Raw genomic sequence first — 17,396 nt, forward strand, 5'->3', positions numbered from 1 at the left:
TGTGTATCTCATGAGGTCATGGCTGGTCTGGGGTGTCGGTGTCTTCGCCTACCTGGTCGCCGTCCTTCATCGCACGACCTTCGGCGTTTCGGGCCTGGCCGCGACCGAGCGTTTCGACATCGCCCCGTCCGTGTTGTCCGGGTTCGTGGTGCTGCAGCTCATCGTGTACGCGGGCATGCAGATTCCGGCCGGGGTCCTGCTCGACCGGTTCGGCTCACGCAAGATGATCGCACTGGGTGCCGTCATCATGGCGGTGGCCCAACTCGTGCTCGCGACCACCGACTCGCTGCCGATCGCGTACGCGGGTCGTGTGTTCGTCGGAGTGGGCGACGCACTGACGTTCGTCTCGGTGCTGCGGCTCGTCCCGGTGTGGTTCGCTCCGCGCAGGGTTCCGGTGGTGTCGCAGTTGACAGGCATCCTCGGCCAGCTCGGGCAGGTGCTGTCGGCCGTGCCGTTCGTGCTCATCCTGTCCGGCCAGGGCTGGACAGCTGCGTACGCCAGTGCCGCGGCATTGGGAATCCTTGCATGTGTCCTGGCGGTCGGGATCATCCGGGACACTCCGTCCGGGGAACGGATGGAGGTCCCGCCCGCGGGGTTGCGCAACGTGCTCGGCCAGATCGGTGTCGTATGGCGCCGGCCGGGGACGCGGCTCGGGTTCTTCACACACATGGGCACCCAGTTCTCGGTGACCACATTCGCGTTGATGTGGGGTGTGCCGTACCTCGAATCCGCGCAGGGGCTCTCGCCTGCGGCTGCCGGTTCGATGCTCACGGTGTCGGTGGCCACCGCGATCGCTGCCGGCCCGATTCTCGGTGTCCTCACCGGGCGCTACCCGAACCACCGATCCTGGCTCGTGCTGTCGATCATCGTGGCGTGCGCGACCGCCTGGACGGTAGTGCTCTCCTTGCCCGGTCCCGCACCGATCTGGCTGCTGGTCCTGCTCATCATCGTGATCTCCGTCGGAGGCCCGGGGTCGATGGTCGGCTTCGATTACGCGCGCACCTTCAACCCGACCACCGCGCTCGGCACCGCTCAAGGCATCGTCAACATCGGTGGCTTCCTTGCGACGTTGCTGGTCGTCCAGACGATGGGTGTCCTACTCGACAGTTTCGGCGGTTACGGCTTCGACTCGTTCCGGGTTGCCTGGCTCGCGCAGTACCCGATCTGGGTTATCGCGCTGGTAGGAGTGCTGATCACCAGAAAAAAGGCACGTCGCGAAGCAGGTGTGCATCCGCGCACTTTGCGGCAGATCCTGAGTGCGAGGAACGAGCCTCCTCGAGAGAAGCTGGCAGACTCGGTGGTGGAACACATCGAGGAGGAACCGAGTGACAACGACGGTGGACGACCCTGAACAGGGTGTACCCCTACCTGACGAACCCGAGGACATCTCCTCATCGCTGCCGGTCCCGCTTCGGGATCTGAAGAGCGACCTCACTCGATTTCTGATGGTCTACAAGTTCGGCATCGACGAGATGATGACCAAGATCAACATCTTGCGCGACGAGTTCACCTATGCCCGCGACTACAACCCGATCGAGCACGTCAAGTCGCGTCTCAAGTCGCCCGAGTCGATCATTGCGAAGGCTCGCCGGAAGGGGTCGCCGCAGACGATCGAGGGTGTTCGCGAATATGTCCGCGACATCGCCGGTATCCGCATCACGTGCAGCTTCACGTCCGACGTCTACCGCATCATGGACATGATCACGCGCCAGGGCGACGTCACCGTTGTCGAGATCGAGGACTACATCGCCGAGCCCAAACCGAACGGGTATCGCAGCGTCCACGTCATCGTCGAGATTCCCGTGTTCATGTCGGACAGGGTCGAGTCCGTGTATGTCGAACTCCAGATCCGCACGGTCGCGATGGACTTCTGGGCGAGCCTCGAGCACAAGATCTACTACAAGCACGACCGCGCGGTGCCGGACGAACTACGCGAAGAGCTCCGTATCGCCGCCGAGACGGCCCGCGACCTCGACCTGAAGATGGAAGCACTTCACGGCCGAGTGCACGGGGCGCGCGAGGACTGAGGCGTTCACTCCTCCGGCGCCGAGCCGTCACCGGGGCCCGCGGCGTCATCATCCTTTCCGGCGACCGTCTCGATGATGAGACCGTCGGTACCGGCGTCGATGCGCACCGTGTCTCCCGCACCGAGCGTTCCCGCAAGCAGCAGGTTCGACAGCCTGTTGTCGAGTTCCTTCTGGACGGTCCGCCGCAACGGGCGGGCACCGAACTCCGGTGCGAACCCGGTATCCACCAGCCAGTCGACCGCGCTCTCGGTGATTTCCAGATCGATGTCCTGTCCTCGCAACCGTCGCCGGGTCCCGTTGAGGATCAAGTCGACTATCTCGCGCAGCTGTTCCTTGTCGAGTCGATGGAACACCACCGTCTCATCGATACGGTTGAGGAACTCGGGCCGGAAATGGGAGTGCAGTCGCTCCATCAACTTCGGGGTCAGGGTCTCGATGTCGCCGCTGGTGTCGGCAAGAATGAGGTCGGACCCGATGTTGCTGGTGAGGATGACGATGGTGTTCTTGAAATCCACCGTGCGGCCTTGCGCGTCGGTGACATGGCCGTCGTCGAGGAGCTGAAGAAGCACGTTGAACACATCGGTGTGCGCCTTCTCGATCTCGTCGAACAGGATCACCGAGTACGGCTGACGGCGAACCTTGTCCGTGAGTTGCCCGGCCTCTTCGTACCCGACGTAGCCCGGGGGAGCTCCGACCAGACGGGAGACGGTGTGCTTCTCCTGGAATTCGCTCATATCGAAGCGAATCATCCGGTCCTCATCACCGAATACGGCCGCAGCAAGCGCCTTCGCGAGTTCGGTCTTGCCGACCCCGGTAGGGCCGAGGAACAGGAACGATCCGATCGGCCTGTTCGGGTCGGACAGACCTGCGCGCGCCCTCCGCACCGCTTCGGCCACTGCTGTGACTGCTTGCTCCTGCCCGACCACGCGAGCGTGGAGTACGCCCTCGAGTTCCAGAAGCCGTTGGCGTTCTTCGGCCGTCAGTTCGGAGACCGGGATGCCTGTCTGTCGGGAGATCACTTCGGCAATGTCGACGACCTCGACCTGCGGCGTCGACACTGAGCCGCTCGCGCCGACGCGCTCTTCGAGGGCTGCGATCTCGTCCTTCAACTCGCCGGCTTTGGCGTAGTCCTCAGCCGCGACCGCGGTGTCCTTCTCGCGTTCGAGGCGCGCCAGTTCGTCCTCTTGCGAACGAGTATCCGCGTCGGGAGTCTTGGTTCGCAGCCTTACACGTGCGCCCGCCTGGTCGACCAGGTCGATCGCCTTGTCGGGCATGAACCGGTCCGTGATGTACCGATCGGACAGCTCCGCAGCGGCCACCAGCGCTTCGTCCGTGTAGTGCACCTGGTGGTGTTCTTCGTAGACATCGATCAGGCCGCGCAGAATTTCGATGGTGTCGTCGACCGAAGGCTCGGACACCATCACCGGCTGGAACCGCCGTTCGAGCGCCGCGTCCTTCTCGATGTAGCGACGGTATTCGTCGATCGTGGTCGCGCCGACCGCGTGCAACTCTCCGCGCGCGAGGGCCGGCTTGAGGAGATTGCCGGCATCCATCGAACCTTCGCCGCCACTGCCCGCGCCGACGATCGTGTGCAACTCGTCTATGAAGAGGATCAACTCGTCGGAATGTTCGCGAACCTCGTCGAGGATCTTCGTCAACCGCTCCTCGAACTCGCCGCGATACTTGCTCCCCGCGACCAGCGAACCGACGTCGAGAGCGACGACGCGTCGATCGGCCAGCGTCGACGGTACGTCTCCGTTGACGATTCGCTGCGCCAAACCCTCCACGATCGCGGTTTTGCCCACGCCGGGATCACCGATCAGGACCGGATTGTTCTTTCGCCGACGGGAGAGGATCTCGATGGTCTGCGCGATCTCGTCGGCGCGCCCGACCACAGGGTCCACGTTGCCCGCGCGAGCTTCTGCGGTCAGATCTCTGCCGTACTCGTCGAGTGTGGGCGTCGTGCTCTGTGATGTGTCGCGCCGACCGCCGGTATCGAGCTTGGCGCCCGCCAGCGCGTGAGCAGCCGGGTTCTCGCTGTTCGCGGCAATGCCGTAGAGGATGTGTTCGGGACCTATGTAGCTGATGCCGGACTGTCCGGCCTGCTGCTGGGCGACTCTCAGGGCACGTTTGGTCGCAGGACTGAGCGTGACCTGCTCACCGTCGCTGCCTTCGCCTTCGTCTCCGGCAAGGGAGCGCATCTGCTCTGCGACCGCATCGGGATCCAGACCCAGACCACTGATCACGCCGCGAGTCGGGTCGTTGAGTGTGGCGGCATACAGAAGATGTTCGGGGGTCAGCTCCGCACTGCCCCACTCCGTGGCTGCCTTCCTGGCCTCGGAGACCAATTGTTTCGCATCGTCGTTGAGCAACCGGCTCAGATCCACCCGTTGCACCTGCGGTTGACGGAGTCCGCCGGAGCTGAAGAAGCGGTCGAAGATATCGTCGAAAGGATCGCGAGAAAGCCAGTTGTCGGTCATTGTCACTCCACGGGGTTGACCCTGAATATCGGCTTCCGCAGGAGGTGCAGCACGCACCTACGTTGCGGCACAAATTATTTGCGGAGACATACTCCGCCGCGCCGGCAACAGATACGTGCCGACCAATGAGTTCGATCGTAGCCTCCGAACCTACGATTTGTGTGCGGGTCGGCGAATCGGGTCGAGTCTTTCGGGTAGCGGTCGGACGCTGACACAACAGTTTCGGACAAATGCTGACACAATAGATTCGGACAAATACAGCGATTTCGGATCGTATCTGTCCGTCTTAGGTGTATCTGGTTGCGCGGCAAAGTCCTGCGGCCACGGCGGACCAACTGTGACAGTGAGTCGAAGGCGGCGATCGCGAACTACCACGGGGTCTTCACTCCGCGTGCGGCTCGGAAGCGATCACGCAGCGGGAGGGGTCGGAGAAGTTCGACGGCATCGCGCTGAGCGACGAGGTGCCGATCTTCCGGCCGAATGTGCAATCGACGGATCAGCTCGATGAGCATGTTGGGTTCTGCGACGAGTGCATACGCACTGATGGCCACCTCGTTCTCCTCGTCGAACGGCACAAGCTTCACGGTGGGTACCGGGCCGGGCACGCGGAGTCGGATCATCGGATTGCAGATGGTGGGCCCTTTGTGTGGACGAGGAAGACGTCGGCCGCGACATCCTCGATGTCGTCCCACTTCACGAAGGTGTCGTACTTGTGCAACCGGAGCCTGCGGATCGTCACGCGACGTCGGATTCCGTCCTCGTACACCTGCAGCACGGTGGTGCCTCGGATCCTCAGTGGAAGCAGTGCGATCACCAGTGTCGAGACGGCGGTCAAGGCGATGAACGGAACATGCTCAGCCACTTCGTCGCGCGGAATCAAGACTGCGTCCGCGTGTGTCACCACGGCGTAGATCATGACAGCGCCGGTTGGTGTCACCAATGCTGCAATCGCACAGGCCGATAGGAGCGTTGTGCTCCCCGTGGGTATTTCGATGCCGCGACCGTGCTCGGTATCCGCGTGCGTTGTGATCCGGCGGCTCAGTCCCATCGAGGAGAATCCGGAGTACTCGAATATCCACAGTGATATCAACGCGAAGAGAATGGTGTTGGTGATTGTCAACCACCGGATTCCGATATCGTCGTCCGAAAGCAATTCGGGTACGTGGTATGCGACGAAGAGGAAACCGCAAGTGAGTGCCGAGCCTGCCGCAAAACTGAAGGGGCGGAAGCGCTGAGGCCAGGTGGGGATGGGCATGGCCTCGGCATGAACCGTGTCGTGTCCGGGCATCTATCGGTCCGCTCGGCGAGGCATATCCAGCACAACTGTCAACTCGTTGTGAATAGTCGATGTATCGGAGGCCGGTCTCGCTTCGGGGTGAGCGCGGGTGGTTACCGTCAGCTGGGTCAAGTACCGGTCGTATTCGGCGTCGACGACGAGAAATCGAGTTGTCGCGTCGAACCAGGCATCGCCGACGTGGTAGACGCCTCGCGTGACAACCGAGCGATGGGAATCGAAGTCGTCGGTGTCGAAGTGAAGTTCGGACCATTGCGGAAGTGAGCGACAGTCGGATGCGGCGATGCGGAGGAGCTCGTCGGTGGGGCGCCAACGTGAGAGGCGGCCATGGAGCAGCACCGCGTTGGGTGTCCATTCGTTTTCCGTATGTTCGGGTGCGACGAGGACCGTGTGTGCGTGGGGGAACATTTCGTTGGGAACAGGGATCCACCCGGCCGGAGTCGGGATCGTGACATGCGGGTGCCTGGGCTCATCGGGAGAGCAGGCAATGAGCTCGACTTCGTGACTTTCGAGGTATGTGCGGAGGGTTCTCGGGGCTGAATCCGGTGGACTCATGACGTCGGCTCCGTGGATCGGGAGATTCGGAAACGTTCGAGCAACGGGGGTGGTCGCAGGAGTTCAACCGAGTCAACGTCGCTCAGAAGGTGTCGCTGGTCTGGGTTCTCCTGCAAGAAGCGAAGCAACCCGTAGACAGTATTCGGCTCCCCGATGAGGCGATACGTGGGGACGTCGAGTTCGCTCGTCTTTTCTCCTGTTCGAGTGTCGACGATCACACCGCCGATTCTGATCACCGGGTGGCCGGTGGGGGATTTGCTGTTCGGGCCGGAATAGAGGGCCGGGGTGATCGATTCGATGTGATCCCACTCGATGACCTGCTCGGTTGTACTCGTGAAGAAGGGAATGTGGCGACGCACAGCGAGGTAAATCCCGTTGGGGTAGATCTCGAGGGAAGTCGGCGTTCGGATGATCAGAGAGAGGATGAAGAGGGTGAGTGAGAATATTCCGAGAACAGCGGCACCCACCGGCCCACCGATGCGTAGGAACACCTCGTCCAGCAAGCTGAGGTCGCCCTGGTCCTCATGGGGTGGCAGTAGAGCGGGAAGCGCGGCAACGGGGAGGCTGCTCAGTAGGAGGACCATGAGTAGATCTCGCTTGTGAGGGACAAGGATGCCCATTCCGTGGCCTCTGTTCTGATTCCGGGATATTCGGCGGGGAACAGTGAGGTGGCGGAGCCCGCCTTGTGTGAGTGCGATTCCAGCAATCGTCGAAATCAGGAGGGTGAAGCCCGAGAATCCGATAGCGGTGTCGAGTTCGTTTCTCTGAACACCTTCCACTGTGAAGTGGATGAATACTGCTGCGAACGGGATTACAACAATGGCGGCGATGAGTTTCGTTCCTTCGAGGCGTTGCGGCCACGGCGCTTCGTATGAGGAGCGAATACGGTCACTGATCGAATGGGACGGGTTTCGGGACATTTCACTCCTGAACTCGTTTGAAGATGATGCCGGGGTACTGGTTCAATCCCAAGCCCATTGAAGAAACTTAGAAACGCCGACGGAGGTTGCTGCACCAATTGCAGTACCGACCACCAGTCCGACAGCCGTTCCCAGGCCCGGTACGACCGATCCCGCCGCGCTGCCGGTTGCAGCTGCACCCGCAACTGAGCCCAGGGTCGATCCAAGGGCAAGACCTGCTGCCGCGCCGGTGGATTCAGTTAGAACCGCTTGGGTCGGGTCCATACCCCCTTCGATATCGTTGGAGATCGCTGGGATCACTCCCAGGGCGGCGCCAGCGGGACCGAGGCGCCCGGCGATACCACGCGCAAGGTCGTCACCAGTGGATAGCGCTGCAGCCTTCAGCCCCTCCTTGGTCGAGTCGGCCATGAATCCGATGGTGGAGGCCGCGGCCGTGGCAGACCAGTCCGGAACCCATGAGTGCGTGCCATCGTCGGATCGGACGACTTCACCCGGTGTTGCTGCCTTGGTGGCGTCCTCCAACACCGCGATTGCGTTGTTGATGCGACCCGTTGCGTCGTTGGCGGCTGCCGAGGCTTGCTGGAGTGCGTCGACCAGAGCGACACTCAGTTCGGCGGCCTGGCGTTCGAGTTGGAGAGCTGCGGTGTCGTAGGTCGCGCCGGATGGCAGCAGCGCTCGGAGGAGCGAGACTTGGTTCGTTTGCGTCGACGATTCCGTTGTCGTGCACCGTGAACGATTGTTGTTCTGCGGCGTTCGCCAGCGCACGCACGTGCATCCGGGTGCCTTCGGCCATCGGCGCGCCGATGCGGTAGGCGTCGGCGATCTGCAGGAGGGCGCCGGCGATGGCACTGCCGAGTGAGCGTTCGTGGACGACGCGGAGGGCGGCGGCGTTGGCGGCGTTGCCTTTCCACTGCTCGGCGAGGGCGTCCTGATCGTTGAGCAGGCCCTTCATTCGGTCGTCGAGTTCGTCGACGAGCGCGTCGAGAGCGTCGGCAGTTGCCCGCAGGGCGTCAGGATTCCAGGACTTGACGGCGGAGACGCCAGGACTCACCGGGGTAGACCCATCGCAGTGAGTGCTGCGACGAAGTCGGTCTCGGCGATCTCGTAGTCGTCTGCCGCACCGTTCGAGATGTCGGTGACTTCGAGGAGGCGCTGGCGGATGTTGGCCAGCGCTTGTGCCGTAGCGAGGTGCCCGCGCGCACCCGTGTCGCTGAAACCGGTTCCGGGGAGTGCTGAGTGCGAGTGCGTGTATGGAGCGCCGATATCCCATTCCCCGATGGCGTCGGCTGCGCTACTGACGGATGCGGCGAACGCACGAAGCGCGTGCGGATCTACTTTCAATGTCACGACTGTCCCCCCGACAGAATCCCCCGATGTGTCCGGGCGTGACGATAGCAGAGCGGGTGGGGGCCGCCGGAAGTGCATTTGGTGTCGAGAAGGTGAGTAAGAGAAGCGAGTTGAGCCCTGCCGGTCCCGAAAGGCCGACAGGGCTCGACTGTACTGCTGGGGGCTACTTGTAGCTGTAGAAGCCCTCACCGGTCTTGCGGCCCAAACGGCCCGCTTCGACCATGCGACGCAGTAGCGCCGGCGGCGCATAGTTCGGCTGAGCGAACTCGTCGTACAGCGACTGTGCGGCGTTGAGCGCGATGTCGAGGCCGACGGTGTCGAGCAGCGTCAGCGGTCCCATCGGGTAACCACAGCCACCCTTCATTGCGGCGTCGATGTCTTCCTTTGTTGCATAACCTGATTCGAGCATCCGTACCGCGTCGCACAGGTACGGGATGAGCAGCGCGTTGACGATGAAGCCAGCGCGGTCGCCCGCGCGAACCGCCGTCTTGCCGAGAGTGTTCTTGGCGTAGTCGAACACCGTGTCGGCCGACGCCTCGTCGGTGGTCAGCGCCGAGATGACCTCGACGAGAGGCATCACCGGCACCGGGTTGAAGAAGTGCACGCCGACGACCTTGCCGGGACGCTGCGTCGCCTGTGCCATCTTGATGACGGGGATCGACGACGTGTTGGTCGCGAGGATGCCCTCGGGCTTGACGACCTTGTCGAGCTCGGCGAAGATCTCGGCCTTCAGCGACTCGATCTCGGGTGCTGCCTCGATGACGAGGTCGCGGTCGGCGAACTCGCTCATATCGAGCGTGACCTTGATGCGGGCGAGGATCGCGTCGGCGTCCTCCTGGGTGATCTTGCCGGACTTGACGCCGCGTCCGATCGACTTGGAGAGACGTTCGCGCGCGGCTTCGGCGAACTCCTCGGTCGTCTCCTTGACGAGCACGTCGCTACCGGCCTTCGCGCACACCTCTGCGATACCGGCACCCATGGTGCCGCCGCCGATGACGCCTACTTTTTCCACAGCCACTACGAAGACTCCTGATCAGTGTGATGTTCGAGCTGGTCCAAACCTAACCGACCTGCGTCAGCGAAGCAGAGCGCGCGACATGACGACGCGCTGGATCTGGTTGGTGCCCTCGTAGATCTGCGTGATCTTGGCGTCGCGCATCATGCGCTCGACCGGGAAGTCCGTGGTGTAGCCGGCGCCGCCGAACAGCTGCACGGCGTCGGTGGTGACCTCCATGGCGACATCGGATGCGAAGCACTTGGCGGCGGCGGAGATGAAGCCGAGGTTGCCTTCGCCGCGCTCGGCGCGGGCTGCCGAGGTGTAGACCATCAGGCGGGCGGCCTCGACCTTCATGGCCATGTCGGCGAGCATGAACTGCACGCCCTGGTTGTCGGAGATCGGGCGGCCGAACTGCTTGCGATCCTTGACGTACGCGAGCGCGGCATCGAGCGCACCCTGGGCAAGGCCGACGGCCTGCGCGCCGATGGTGGGGCGGGTGTGGTCGAGGGTCGCGAGAGCCGTCTTGAATCCGGTGCCCGGCTCGCCGACGATGCGGTCGCCGGGGATACGGCAGTTCTCGAAGTACAGTTCGGCGGTGGGGGAGCCCTTGATGCCGAGCTTCTTCTCCTTCGGTCCGACGACGAAGCCTTCGTCGTCCTTGTGGACCATGAACGACGAGATGCCGTTGGCGCCCTTGTCGGGGTCGGTCACGGCCATGACTGTGTACCAGGTGGACTTGCCGCCGTTGGTGATCCAGCACTTGGAGCCGTTGAGGATCCAGTCGTCACCGTCTGCCTTCGCGCGGGTCCGCATCGATGCGGCGTCGGAGCCGGCCTCACGTTCGGAGAGTGCGTACGACGCCATCGCGCCGTTGACGAGATCGGGCAGGACCTTGGTCTTGAGCTCGTCGGAGCCGCGCAGGATCAGGCCCATGGTGCCGAGCTTGTTGACGGCCGGGATCAGCGACGAGGAGCCACACACGCGGGCGACTTCCTCGATCACGATGCACGCGGCGATGGAGTCGGCACCCTGGCCGTCGAACTGCTCGGGGACGTGGATGGCGTTGAAGCCGGATTTGTTGAGCGCGTCGAGGGCCTCCTGTGGGAAGCGGGCGTTCTCATCGACGTCCTTCGCGTAGGGCGCGATCTCCTTCTCGGAGAGTGCACGGATCGCCTCGCGGAGGGCGTCGTGCTCTTCGCTGAGTTTGAACAGATCGAAATCGGCGTTGAGGGCCATGAGGTCGAACTCCAATCGGCACGCGGTGCCATACCAAGTGGTGGATCTGCGCCCACCCTATCCAGGGAGGAGAGCGCAACGTCGCGGAATCGCCCAATTCTAACCACGGCACTGAGTGCCAGGTCAACGGTTGGGGGTTGATTCAGTGCCGTACGGGACTTAGCCGCCGAGGGCGCGCCGCACTTCCTCGGCGACCTCGTCGGGGGGCATTCCCGCTGGATAGGACACCACCGTCACGGCACGCGGTGCCTCAGGAGGTGAGGTCGGGCCGGCGCCTGGAACCACCCCGAACGTGCGTCTGATCTCGTACAACTCCCGGTCGAGGACCTCCGCGGTCGCGGTGTCGTCACCGCGGATCATCGCCCGCAACAGGAAGTTGTGGGCCGAGGTCACCGCAGCCGCGAAGCTCACGATCCGGATGGGCTTCTCACCCGGCACCGCCTGGCGCAGAAAATCCGTGAACAACCGCTCGTAGCGGTAGGTCATCACGAGTTCCCGATCGCGCAGCGCCGGCACCCGCTGCACGACCCGGTACCGCCACACCGACAGGTCCCGCCGGTCGCGGAAGTAACCGAAGACGAGTTGCGCCGCGTCGCAGGAAGCAGCCCACGGATCGTCGAAATCACGCGACAAGTATTCCGACACCTGCTCGAGCAGCGACTCGTGATCGGCGAAGATCACGTCTTCCTTGGAGCGGAACTGTCGGAAGAACGTGCGACGAGAGACGCCTGCGGCCGCCGCGATCTGCTCGACGGTCGTCGACTCGTAGCCGTTCTGTGAGAACAGCCTGATGGCCTGTGAGACGACGTGCACCCGGAACTGTGCGGGGTCCGGTCCCGTTGATTCGGAACGACGGGCGGGGGCTGTTCCGGGCGACATAACTATCGAGTATCCAACGTGGCCGTGGGAGTTACGTCAGGACCGGGTGGTTTCCGAAGCGCGGAGTTCGAATTTGAGGATCTTTCCGGTCGACGTACGGGGCAGTTCGAGCGGGAAAACGATGTCGCGGGGCACCTTGTAGCCCGCCAGCAGGCTGCGGGTGTGGGCGATGATGTCGTCGGCAGTCGCAGTCTGCCCGTCCTTCAGAATGACGAACGCCTTCGGCCGCTCACCCCACTTCTCGTCGGGGACACCGACCACCGCGACGTCGATCACTGCGGCGTGCGCCATGATCGCCTGCTCCACCTCGACCGTCGAGATGTTCTCGCCGCCGGAAATGATGATGTCCTTGGCGCGGTCCTTGAGCTGGATGTATCCATCCGGATGCATGACTCCGAGGTCGCCTGTGTGGAACCAGCCGCCTGCGAAGGCCTCCGCGGTGGCGTCGGGGTCCTTGTAGTAGCCGAGCATGACGTTGTTGCCGCGCAGGACGATCTCACCCATCGTCGCGCCGTCGGCGGGCACATCGTTCATGTTGTCGTCCACCACCCGCGCCGTTTCGGCCTGCAACATGCCGACGCCCTGACGCGACAGCAGTGCCGCGCGCTCATCACCGGACTTGTCGTCCCACGACTCCTGGTACTCGCAGATCGTGTAGGGCCCGTACACCTCGGTCAGGCCGTACACGTGCACGACCGTGATGCCCAGCTGCTCGAGCTGAGCGATCACCGTCGGCGACGGCGGTGCCCCGGCAGTGGTGATGTGCAGGGGCCTGTCGAGCGGATGCGCCTGTTCGGCGTTCGCGATGGTCGAGCACACCGCGGGCGCGCCGCACAGGTTGGTCACCCCCAGGTTGTCGATGGCATCCCAGATGGCGTCGGCCCGCACCGCGCGCAGGCAGATGTGCGTACCGGCCGCCGCGGTGACCGCCCACGGTGTGCACCAGCCGTTGCAGTGGAACATCGGCAGCGTCCACAGGTACTTGCTCTGCCCGGTGAACCCGTTGTGGAAGGTTTCGCCGAGCGAGTTGAGGTAGGCACCGCGATGCGAATACATCACGCCCTTCGGCTTCCCGGTGGTGCCCGAGGTGTAGTTGAGCGTGATGACGCCGTGTTCGTCGTCGACGGTCCACGGCAGCGGGCTGTCGTCGAGCGAATCGGCGAGTGCGAGGAACTCGTCATAGCGTGCCGTGGCCACGCCTGCGGGAACCTCGGGTACCGGCACCGTCGGATCCGGGATCTCGACGATGTCGGTGAGCGTCGGGACATCGATGTCGGTGAGGGAGCCCACGAACTCGGAATCGACGAACAGCAGCGACGCCTCCGCATGACCCAGGATGTAGTCGAGCTCCGGACCGGCGAGCCGGGAGTTCAGCGCGATCAGCACCCCGCCGGCCAGCGGCACCGCGAAATGCGCGATGAGCGTCTCGGGCACATTCGGCGTGAGGTAGGCGACGCGGTCGCCGGGCTTGATCCGGTTCTTCAGGACCCGGGCGAGCCGTTGGGTCTCCTCGGCGAACTCCGCATACGTGTACCGACGGTCGCCGTAGATGATCGCGGTGCGATCGGGGAACACCGACGCCGAACGCTCGAGAAAGCGCAGCGGGCTGAGCTGGCTGTGGTTGGCGAGCGCGGCAGAGCGGTCGAGTGCGGTGGACACGGAAACCTCCGGGGTCATCGGGACTGTCGGCATCACGTGTGATCGTCGCAACACCGGGCTCAGTGGAGGCTACGAATCACCGAATCGCCGCCGCTACCCTAGAAAGAGGGTGTTTCGTGAGGGAGGGCCGACGAATGAGTACCGCGAACCGAGATGAGCTGCTCCGGCCGAGCGATGTCGACACCCTGCGCGCCGAACTGCGTTCCCTGAAGCTGTCGACCGGTCTACCCATCCTTTTCGGAGGCGCCGTCGATGGCGCCGACCTGGTGTTGTCCGGCTACGTCGGAACCCGCGGCCGATTTCTCCGCAACCTCGTGATCAGTTCCGAACGCGGACTCGGGGGCCGTGCGATCGCCGAACAGCGCCCGCGTGCGGTCGCCGACTACTTCACGTCGAGGCACATCACCCACGACTACGACAGGCCCGTCGGCAGTGAAGGTATCGAGTCGTTGCTGGCGGTCCCCGTCGTCGTGCGAGGGCGGACCCGCGCGGCAATGTACGGCGGTCTTCGGACGCCTCTGCCCATCGGCGACACGGTCACCGAACAACTCGTGCGGTCGGCACGAGCGCTGGCACGGGAGATCGAGATCCGCGACGAAGTCGATCGTCGAATGGTGCTGCTCGACAGTGTCGGCGAACGTCCGACGACGGGTGGGCTGCCGCGGGCGGTATCCGACACGGTCACCGAGAGTTGCCTCGAACTGCGCGAAATTGCGGCGGTGACGAATGACCTGGACCTCGAATTGCGACTCAAGGAGATCGAGGGCAAGCTTCGGGCCCTCGGCGGTGCCGATTCATGCAGTCCGATGGTGCATCTGACGGCGCGTGAACGGGATGTGCTCGAGTATGTGGCTCTGGGGTGCCGCAATGCCGAGATCGCCGAACGGCTTTCGCTGAGTGTCGAAACGATCAAGAGCTACGTACGCAACATCCTGGCGAAACTCGAGGTGCACGGCCGCCACGAAGCTGTTGTCGAAGCGCGTCGTCAGGGACTGATTCTTTGAGCCGGTCGGTCGGGGAGTCCGGCTTCCGGGCCCGGGGTTCCGCCCAGCGCCGCAACAAGGCGTTCGCGCGCGCGACCGAGGTGCTGGGTCAGGACCGCGACCGCCAGTTCGCCGTCTCCGGTAGCCACCGCATCGAGAATCTGCTGGTGCTCGGCGGAGATGCTCGAGGTGGTCAGGAGGTGCTGGCCCTGAACCTGCACCATGCACAGTCGCACCTCGGAGACGAGGGAACCGAACATCCGGCTCGTCCGAGGGCTGCCCATCGCGTCCACCAGTGCGGTGTGGAAGCGCATATCGGGCTCGACGATCGACAGGGGGGTATTGCCGGTCATCGCCGAGATCTCGTCGTTGGCGGCGACGGCAGACTCGGGAATGCGAGAACTGCGGGCAAGGTGGCGTAGCGCGCTGGATTCGAGGTGCGCGCGGGTGCGGTAGATGTCTCGGACGTCGTCGGGGCCCAGGCTCGGTACGCGGGCGGTCTTGTGGGCACTGCGCTGAAGTAGCCCCTCGCCGACGAGCTTCTCGATTGCGGCCTTTGCCGTCGGCCGCGCCACCTCGTAGGCACGCGCCACCTCGGCTTCGGTCAGCGTGTCGTCCTGGGCGAGTTCTCCGGAGAACAGCCGGTCCCGCAGTTCCGCGGTCAGTGCGTCGACGATCGACAGGGCCTTGACCCGTGACGCCATTCTGGGCCCTCCGCTCCGCTGAATTCGTGCGTGATTCTCCCACGAATATGAACCTGCGTCCTTGACTGTCCAGTGTACTTGTCAGACAATATTGGAATGGTTGACACCGCGAACATCGACGACCTGCACAGCTCACTCGGTGACGCGCTCGTCACCGACCCGGATCGGATGCTGGCGTACCGGCGCGACCAGTCGCTGCTGACCGAGGCAGGAATGCCGCTGGCGCTCGTCCGGGCACGCGACACCGACGACGTGGTCGAAACGATGAAGTGGGCCCACCGGCACGGTGTACCCGTGGTGACGCGTGGCGCAGGAACCGGCCTGGCCGGGGCCGCGAACGCGCTCGACGGATGCATCGTGCTCAGCGTCGAGAAGTTGAACGAGATCCTCCATATCGATACGGCTGCGCGGACGGCAACGGTGCAGCCGGGTGTGATCAACGGCGACCTGGCTGCCGCGGTTGCCGAACACGGACTCTGGTACGTGCCGGACCCCGGAAGCCGCGCCATCTCGTCCATCGGCGGCAACCTCGCCACCAACGCCGGCGGAACATGCTGCGCGAAGTACGGTGTCACGGCCGACCACGTGGCTCGGATCAAAGCGGTGCTCGCCGACGGTCGCATCATCCACACGGGCGCGGCAACCCGGAAGAATGTTGCCGGCTTGAACCTGACCCAGTTGCTCGTCGGATCGGAGGGAACACTCGCCGTCATTGTCGAGGCGACCATGAGGCTGAGGGCTGCGCCATCGGCAGCAGCGACCGTCGTCGCCAACTTCCCCACCACGGCACAGGCCATCGATGCGGTGCTCGCGATTCGTGACCGCGTCGAACCCTGCCTGGTCGAGTTGATGGATCGCACGACCATCGCGGCCGTCGACGCGATGACCCACATGGGCCTCGACGAGTCCGCCGGAGCCCTGTTGCTCATCCAGTGCGACGGCAGCGACGCCGCTGCGGAGGCTCAGACGTGTGCCGATGTGTGCACGGACTCCGGGGCAACCGAGGTGTACGACACCGACGATCCGATCGAGGGCGAAGAGTTCATGCAGGCTCGTCGAGTCGCGTTGACCGCACTCGAGCGGCAGGGCAGCACCCTGCTCGACGATCTCGCGGTCCCGATTCCGCGGTTACCCGAAATGCTGTCGGCGATCGAACGGATCGCTGCCGAGCACAGCCTCGTGATCGGCACCTTCGGCCACGCAGCCGACGGCAATCTGCACCCCACCATCGTGTTCGACGCGGCGGACGAGGACCACACGCGGCGAGCGCAGCAGGCCTTCGACGACATGGTGACCGAATGCCTGGCACTGGGCGGAACCATCAGCGGAGAGCACGGCATCGGAGTTCTCAAGGAGCCGTACCTCGAGCGGATGGTGGGGTCGGTGGAACGTGAGTTGATGCGGAAGGTGAAAGCAGCGTTCGACCCGAACTCGATTCTCAACCCTGGACGGGGCCTCTAGCTCGAAGCTCCGGCGCGAAACTCTAATTGCGGCGAAACCGCTGGAAGAACTCGCGGGCCAGCCGCCGAAGTCGCGCCGTCCACGGCTCTGCGACCGTGCTCGCGGGGCGTTCGAGAACGCCGACGCCCGATGCCGCGCGTAGTGGCCAACTGCCGTCGACGTCGGTGGTGTCGCGACCGAGACCTTCCAGATATTCGGCGAAGTTTCGTTGCCGCTCGGCGTGCCACGCGGCTTGATCGGTCATGATGTCGAGCTCGGCGAGCTGAGGGAAGCGAACGACGAGTGCTCGGACGAGATGACCCGCGGCGAGGGCATCCGCCTCGGCTTCGTGTGCGCACGTCAGCGTCACGCCGTACTCGTCGCACACCGCCGCGAGGGTTCGTTTGCCCGACCGCGTGCGGTCCATCTCGCGGTCGATGACATATGGGTCGGCGACTGTCCCGAACTCGAGCGCCGGGAACCCGAGTCGTTTCCCTTCGGCGTCCATCACCGTCAGGTCGTAGCTCGCATTGAACGCGACGACGATGTGCCCGAGCGCCCATGCGTCGAGCAGCGACTGCCGGATCTCCAGGTATCCGGCGCGATAGTCCATGCCGTCGGTGCGGGCACGCTCGTCGGTGATGCCGTGGATGGCGATGGTCTCTGCAGGGATGGGAATACCCGGGTCGAGCAGCCACGTGCGTGAGGCGATGCGTTCTCCGTCGAACGTCGCGACACAGGCGCTGACGATGCGGGCATTCCGCGGATCGCGGTCGGTCGTTTCGAGGTCGAACGCGCAGAGCGGTCGGTCGGGCCAGAGCGTCATGCGTACTCCTCGTATCCGTGCGGCGGGCAGGGTCGGTGGTTCACGGGCA

19 protein-coding genes are annotated in these 17,396 nt (G+C 64.1%); 5 read left to right on the forward strand and 14 right to left on the reverse strand.

What is annotated here, in order from left to right; genetic code table 11:
- Positions 1-10 precede the first annotated feature (10 nt).
- Both ACZ46K_RS07690 and ACZ46K_RS07695 read left to right on the forward strand, forming a co-directional pair.
- Entirely contained in the window at positions 11-1,351 is a 1,341-nt protein-coding gene (locus ACZ46K_RS07690; RefSeq protein ID WP_378567194.1) for an MFS transporter, read from the forward strand.
- On the forward strand, positions 1,326-2,027 hold the full coding sequence (locus ACZ46K_RS07695; RefSeq protein ID WP_054809722.1) for a GTP pyrophosphokinase: 702 nt from the start codon (positions 1,326-1,328) through the stop codon (positions 2,025-2,027). Before ACZ46K_RS07690 ends, ACZ46K_RS07695 begins: the two co-directional genes overlap by 26 nt.
- A 5-nt stretch (positions 2,028-2,032) precedes the next feature.
- On the opposite strand, the gene ACZ46K_RS07700 is transcribed toward ACZ46K_RS07695, so the two are convergent.
- From ACZ46K_RS07700 to ACZ46K_RS07720, 5 genes are all read right to left on the reverse strand, one after another.
- Positions 2,033-4,507 carry an ATP-dependent Clp protease ATP-binding subunit gene (locus ACZ46K_RS07700; protein ID WP_464747487.1) on the reverse strand — a complete coding sequence of 825 codons (2,475 nt, stop codon included), beginning with the start codon at positions 4,505-4,507 and terminating at the stop codon, positions 2,033-2,035.
- A 368-nt stretch (positions 4,508-4,875) separates the two neighbouring features.
- Complete coding sequence (locus ACZ46K_RS07705) at positions 4,876-5,127, reverse strand: hypothetical protein (protein ID WP_054805538.1); 252 nt, start codon at positions 5,125-5,127, stop codon at positions 4,876-4,878.
- Positions 5,124-5,795 (reverse strand): hypothetical protein, encoded by a 672-nt coding sequence (locus ACZ46K_RS07710; protein ID WP_054805537.1) that lies wholly within the window; start codon positions 5,793-5,795, stop codon positions 5,124-5,126. Before ACZ46K_RS07710 ends, ACZ46K_RS07705 begins: the two co-directional genes overlap by 4 nt.
- Complete coding sequence (locus ACZ46K_RS07715; RefSeq protein WP_464747490.1) at positions 5,796-6,356, reverse strand: LpqN/LpqT family lipoprotein; 561 nt, start codon at positions 6,354-6,356, stop codon at positions 5,796-5,798.
- Positions 6,353-6,976 (reverse strand): hypothetical protein, encoded by a 624-nt coding sequence (locus ACZ46K_RS07720; RefSeq protein WP_464747492.1) that lies wholly within the window; start codon positions 6,974-6,976, stop codon positions 6,353-6,355. The genes ACZ46K_RS07715 and ACZ46K_RS07720 overlap by 4 nt, the downstream gene beginning before the upstream one ends.
- 3 nt (positions 6,977-6,979) lie before the next feature.
- Here ACZ46K_RS07720 and ACZ46K_RS07725 point away from each other — a divergent pair, with 3 nt between their 5' ends.
- On the forward strand, positions 6,980-7,231 hold the full coding sequence (locus tag ACZ46K_RS07725) for a hypothetical protein (protein ID WP_464747494.1): 252 nt from the start codon (positions 6,980-6,982) through the stop codon (positions 7,229-7,231).
- Positions 7,232-7,318: 87 nt separating this feature from the next.
- Here ACZ46K_RS07725 and ACZ46K_RS07730 read toward each other — a convergent pair whose 3' ends face one another.
- From ACZ46K_RS07730 to ACZ46K_RS07760, 7 genes are all read right to left on the reverse strand, one after another.
- Positions 7,319-7,684 carry a hypothetical protein gene (locus ACZ46K_RS07730; RefSeq protein ID WP_464747497.1) on the reverse strand — a complete coding sequence of 122 codons (366 nt, stop codon included), beginning with the start codon at positions 7,682-7,684 and terminating at the stop codon, positions 7,319-7,321.
- 79 nt (positions 7,685-7,763) lie between these two features.
- Positions 7,764-8,327, reverse strand: a complete 564-nt coding sequence (locus ACZ46K_RS07735; protein ID WP_464747500.1) for a WXG100 family type VII secretion target — start codon at positions 8,325-8,327, stop codon at positions 7,764-7,766.
- Positions 8,324-8,623, reverse strand: coding sequence for a hypothetical protein (locus ACZ46K_RS07740; protein WP_378567176.1), 300 nt, complete (start codon positions 8,621-8,623; stop codon positions 8,324-8,326). The genes ACZ46K_RS07735 and ACZ46K_RS07740 overlap by 4 nt, the downstream gene beginning before the upstream one ends.
- 163 nt (positions 8,624-8,786) lie before the next feature.
- The gene (locus ACZ46K_RS07745) at positions 8,787-9,635 is read right to left on the reverse strand and encodes a 3-hydroxybutyryl-CoA dehydrogenase (RefSeq protein WP_054805534.1); all 849 of its coding nucleotides are present in this window, start codon (positions 9,633-9,635) and stop codon (positions 8,787-8,789) included.
- 63 nt (positions 9,636-9,698) lie between these two features.
- Entirely contained in the window at positions 9,699-10,856 is a 1,158-nt protein-coding gene (locus tag ACZ46K_RS07750; protein ID WP_054805533.1) for an acyl-CoA dehydrogenase, read from the reverse strand.
- Between the two features lie 159 nt (positions 10,857-11,015).
- Positions 11,016-11,735: a TetR family transcriptional regulator gene (locus tag ACZ46K_RS07755; protein ID WP_054805532.1), complete on the reverse strand. Its 720-nt coding sequence runs from the start codon at positions 11,733-11,735 to the stop codon at positions 11,016-11,018.
- Positions 11,736-11,771: 36 nt separating this feature from the next.
- Positions 11,772-13,412: an acyl--CoA ligase family protein gene (locus ACZ46K_RS07760; protein ID WP_464749260.1), complete on the reverse strand. Its 1,641-nt coding sequence runs from the start codon at positions 13,410-13,412 to the stop codon at positions 11,772-11,774.
- Between the two features lie 116 nt (positions 13,413-13,528).
- Here ACZ46K_RS07760 and ACZ46K_RS07765 point away from each other — a divergent pair, with 116 nt between their 5' ends.
- A complete protein-coding gene (locus ACZ46K_RS07765; RefSeq protein ID WP_464747503.1) occupies positions 13,529-14,398 on the forward strand; it encodes a LuxR C-terminal-related transcriptional regulator in 870 nt (289 codons plus the stop codon).
- Here ACZ46K_RS07765 and ACZ46K_RS07770 read toward each other — a convergent pair.
- A complete protein-coding gene (locus ACZ46K_RS07770) occupies positions 14,380-15,081 on the reverse strand; it encodes a GntR family transcriptional regulator (protein WP_464747505.1) in 702 nt (233 codons plus the stop codon). The two genes, ACZ46K_RS07765 and ACZ46K_RS07770, sit on opposite strands and share 19 nt — an antisense overlap.
- A gap of 96 nt (positions 15,082-15,177) precedes the next feature.
- On the opposite strand from ACZ46K_RS07770, the gene ACZ46K_RS07775 reads away from it, so the two are divergent.
- Positions 15,178-16,542, forward strand: coding sequence for an FAD-binding oxidoreductase (locus tag ACZ46K_RS07775; protein WP_464747507.1), 1,365 nt, complete (start codon positions 15,178-15,180; stop codon positions 16,540-16,542).
- A 22-nt stretch (positions 16,543-16,564) separates the two neighbouring features.
- On the opposite strand, the gene ACZ46K_RS07780 is transcribed toward ACZ46K_RS07775, so the two are convergent.
- Complete coding sequence (locus ACZ46K_RS07780) at positions 16,565-17,347, reverse strand: exonuclease domain-containing protein (RefSeq protein ID WP_464747509.1); 783 nt, start codon at positions 17,345-17,347, stop codon at positions 16,565-16,567.
- Positions 17,348-17,396: the final 49 nt, after the last annotated feature.

The sequence above is a fragment of the Rhodococcus sp. JCM 9793 genome (genome assembly GCF_055380405.1).

Bases quoted from the DNA above. Each gene is read 5' to 3' on its own strand.
- ACZ46K_RS07770 (WP_464747505.1), bottom strand. From the start codon at position 15,081: ATGGCGTCACGGGTCAAGGCCCTGTCGATCGTCGACGCACTGACCGCG.
- ACZ46K_RS07710 (WP_054805537.1), bottom strand. From the start codon at position 5,795: ATGCCCGGACACGACACGGTTCATGCCGAGGCCATGCCCATCCCCACC.
- ACZ46K_RS07720 (WP_464747492.1), bottom strand. From the start codon at position 6,976: ATGGGCATCCTTGTCCCTCACAAGCGAGATCTACTCATGGTCCTCCTA.
- ACZ46K_RS07775 (WP_464747507.1), top strand. From the start codon at position 15,178: ATGGTTGACACCGCGAACATCGACGACCTGCACAGCTCACTCGGTGAC.
- ACZ46K_RS07715 (WP_464747490.1), bottom strand. From the start codon at position 6,356: ATGAGTCCACCGGATTCAGCCCCGAGAACCCTCCGCACATACCTCGAA.
- ACZ46K_RS07760 (WP_464749260.1), bottom strand. From the start codon at position 13,412: ATGACCCCGGAGGTTTCCGTGTCCACCGCACTCGACCGCTCTGCCGCG.
- ACZ46K_RS07780 (WP_464747509.1), bottom strand. From the start codon at position 17,347: ATGACGCTCTGGCCCGACCGACCGCTCTGCGCGTTCGACCTCGAAACG.
- ACZ46K_RS07765 (WP_464747503.1), top strand. From the start codon at position 13,529: ATGAGTACCGCGAACCGAGATGAGCTGCTCCGGCCGAGCGATGTCGAC.
- ACZ46K_RS07700 (WP_464747487.1), bottom strand. From the start codon at position 4,507: ATGACCGACAACTGGCTTTCTCGCGATCCTTTCGACGATATCTTCGAC.
- ACZ46K_RS07730 (WP_464747497.1), bottom strand. From the start codon at position 7,684: ATGGCCGACTCGACCAAGGAGGGGCTGAAGGCTGCAGCGCTATCCACT.
- ACZ46K_RS07690 (WP_378567194.1), top strand. From the start codon at position 11: ATGAGGTCATGGCTGGTCTGGGGTGTCGGTGTCTTCGCCTACCTGGTC.
- ACZ46K_RS07750 (WP_054805533.1), bottom strand. From the start codon at position 10,856: ATGGCCCTCAACGCCGATTTCGATCTGTTCAAACTCAGCGAAGAGCAC.
- ACZ46K_RS07755 (WP_054805532.1), bottom strand. From the start codon at position 11,735: ATGTCGCCCGGAACAGCCCCCGCCCGTCGTTCCGAATCAACGGGACCG.
- ACZ46K_RS07705 (WP_054805538.1), bottom strand. From the start codon at position 5,127: ATGATCCGACTCCGCGTGCCCGGCCCGGTACCCACCGTGAAGCTTGTG.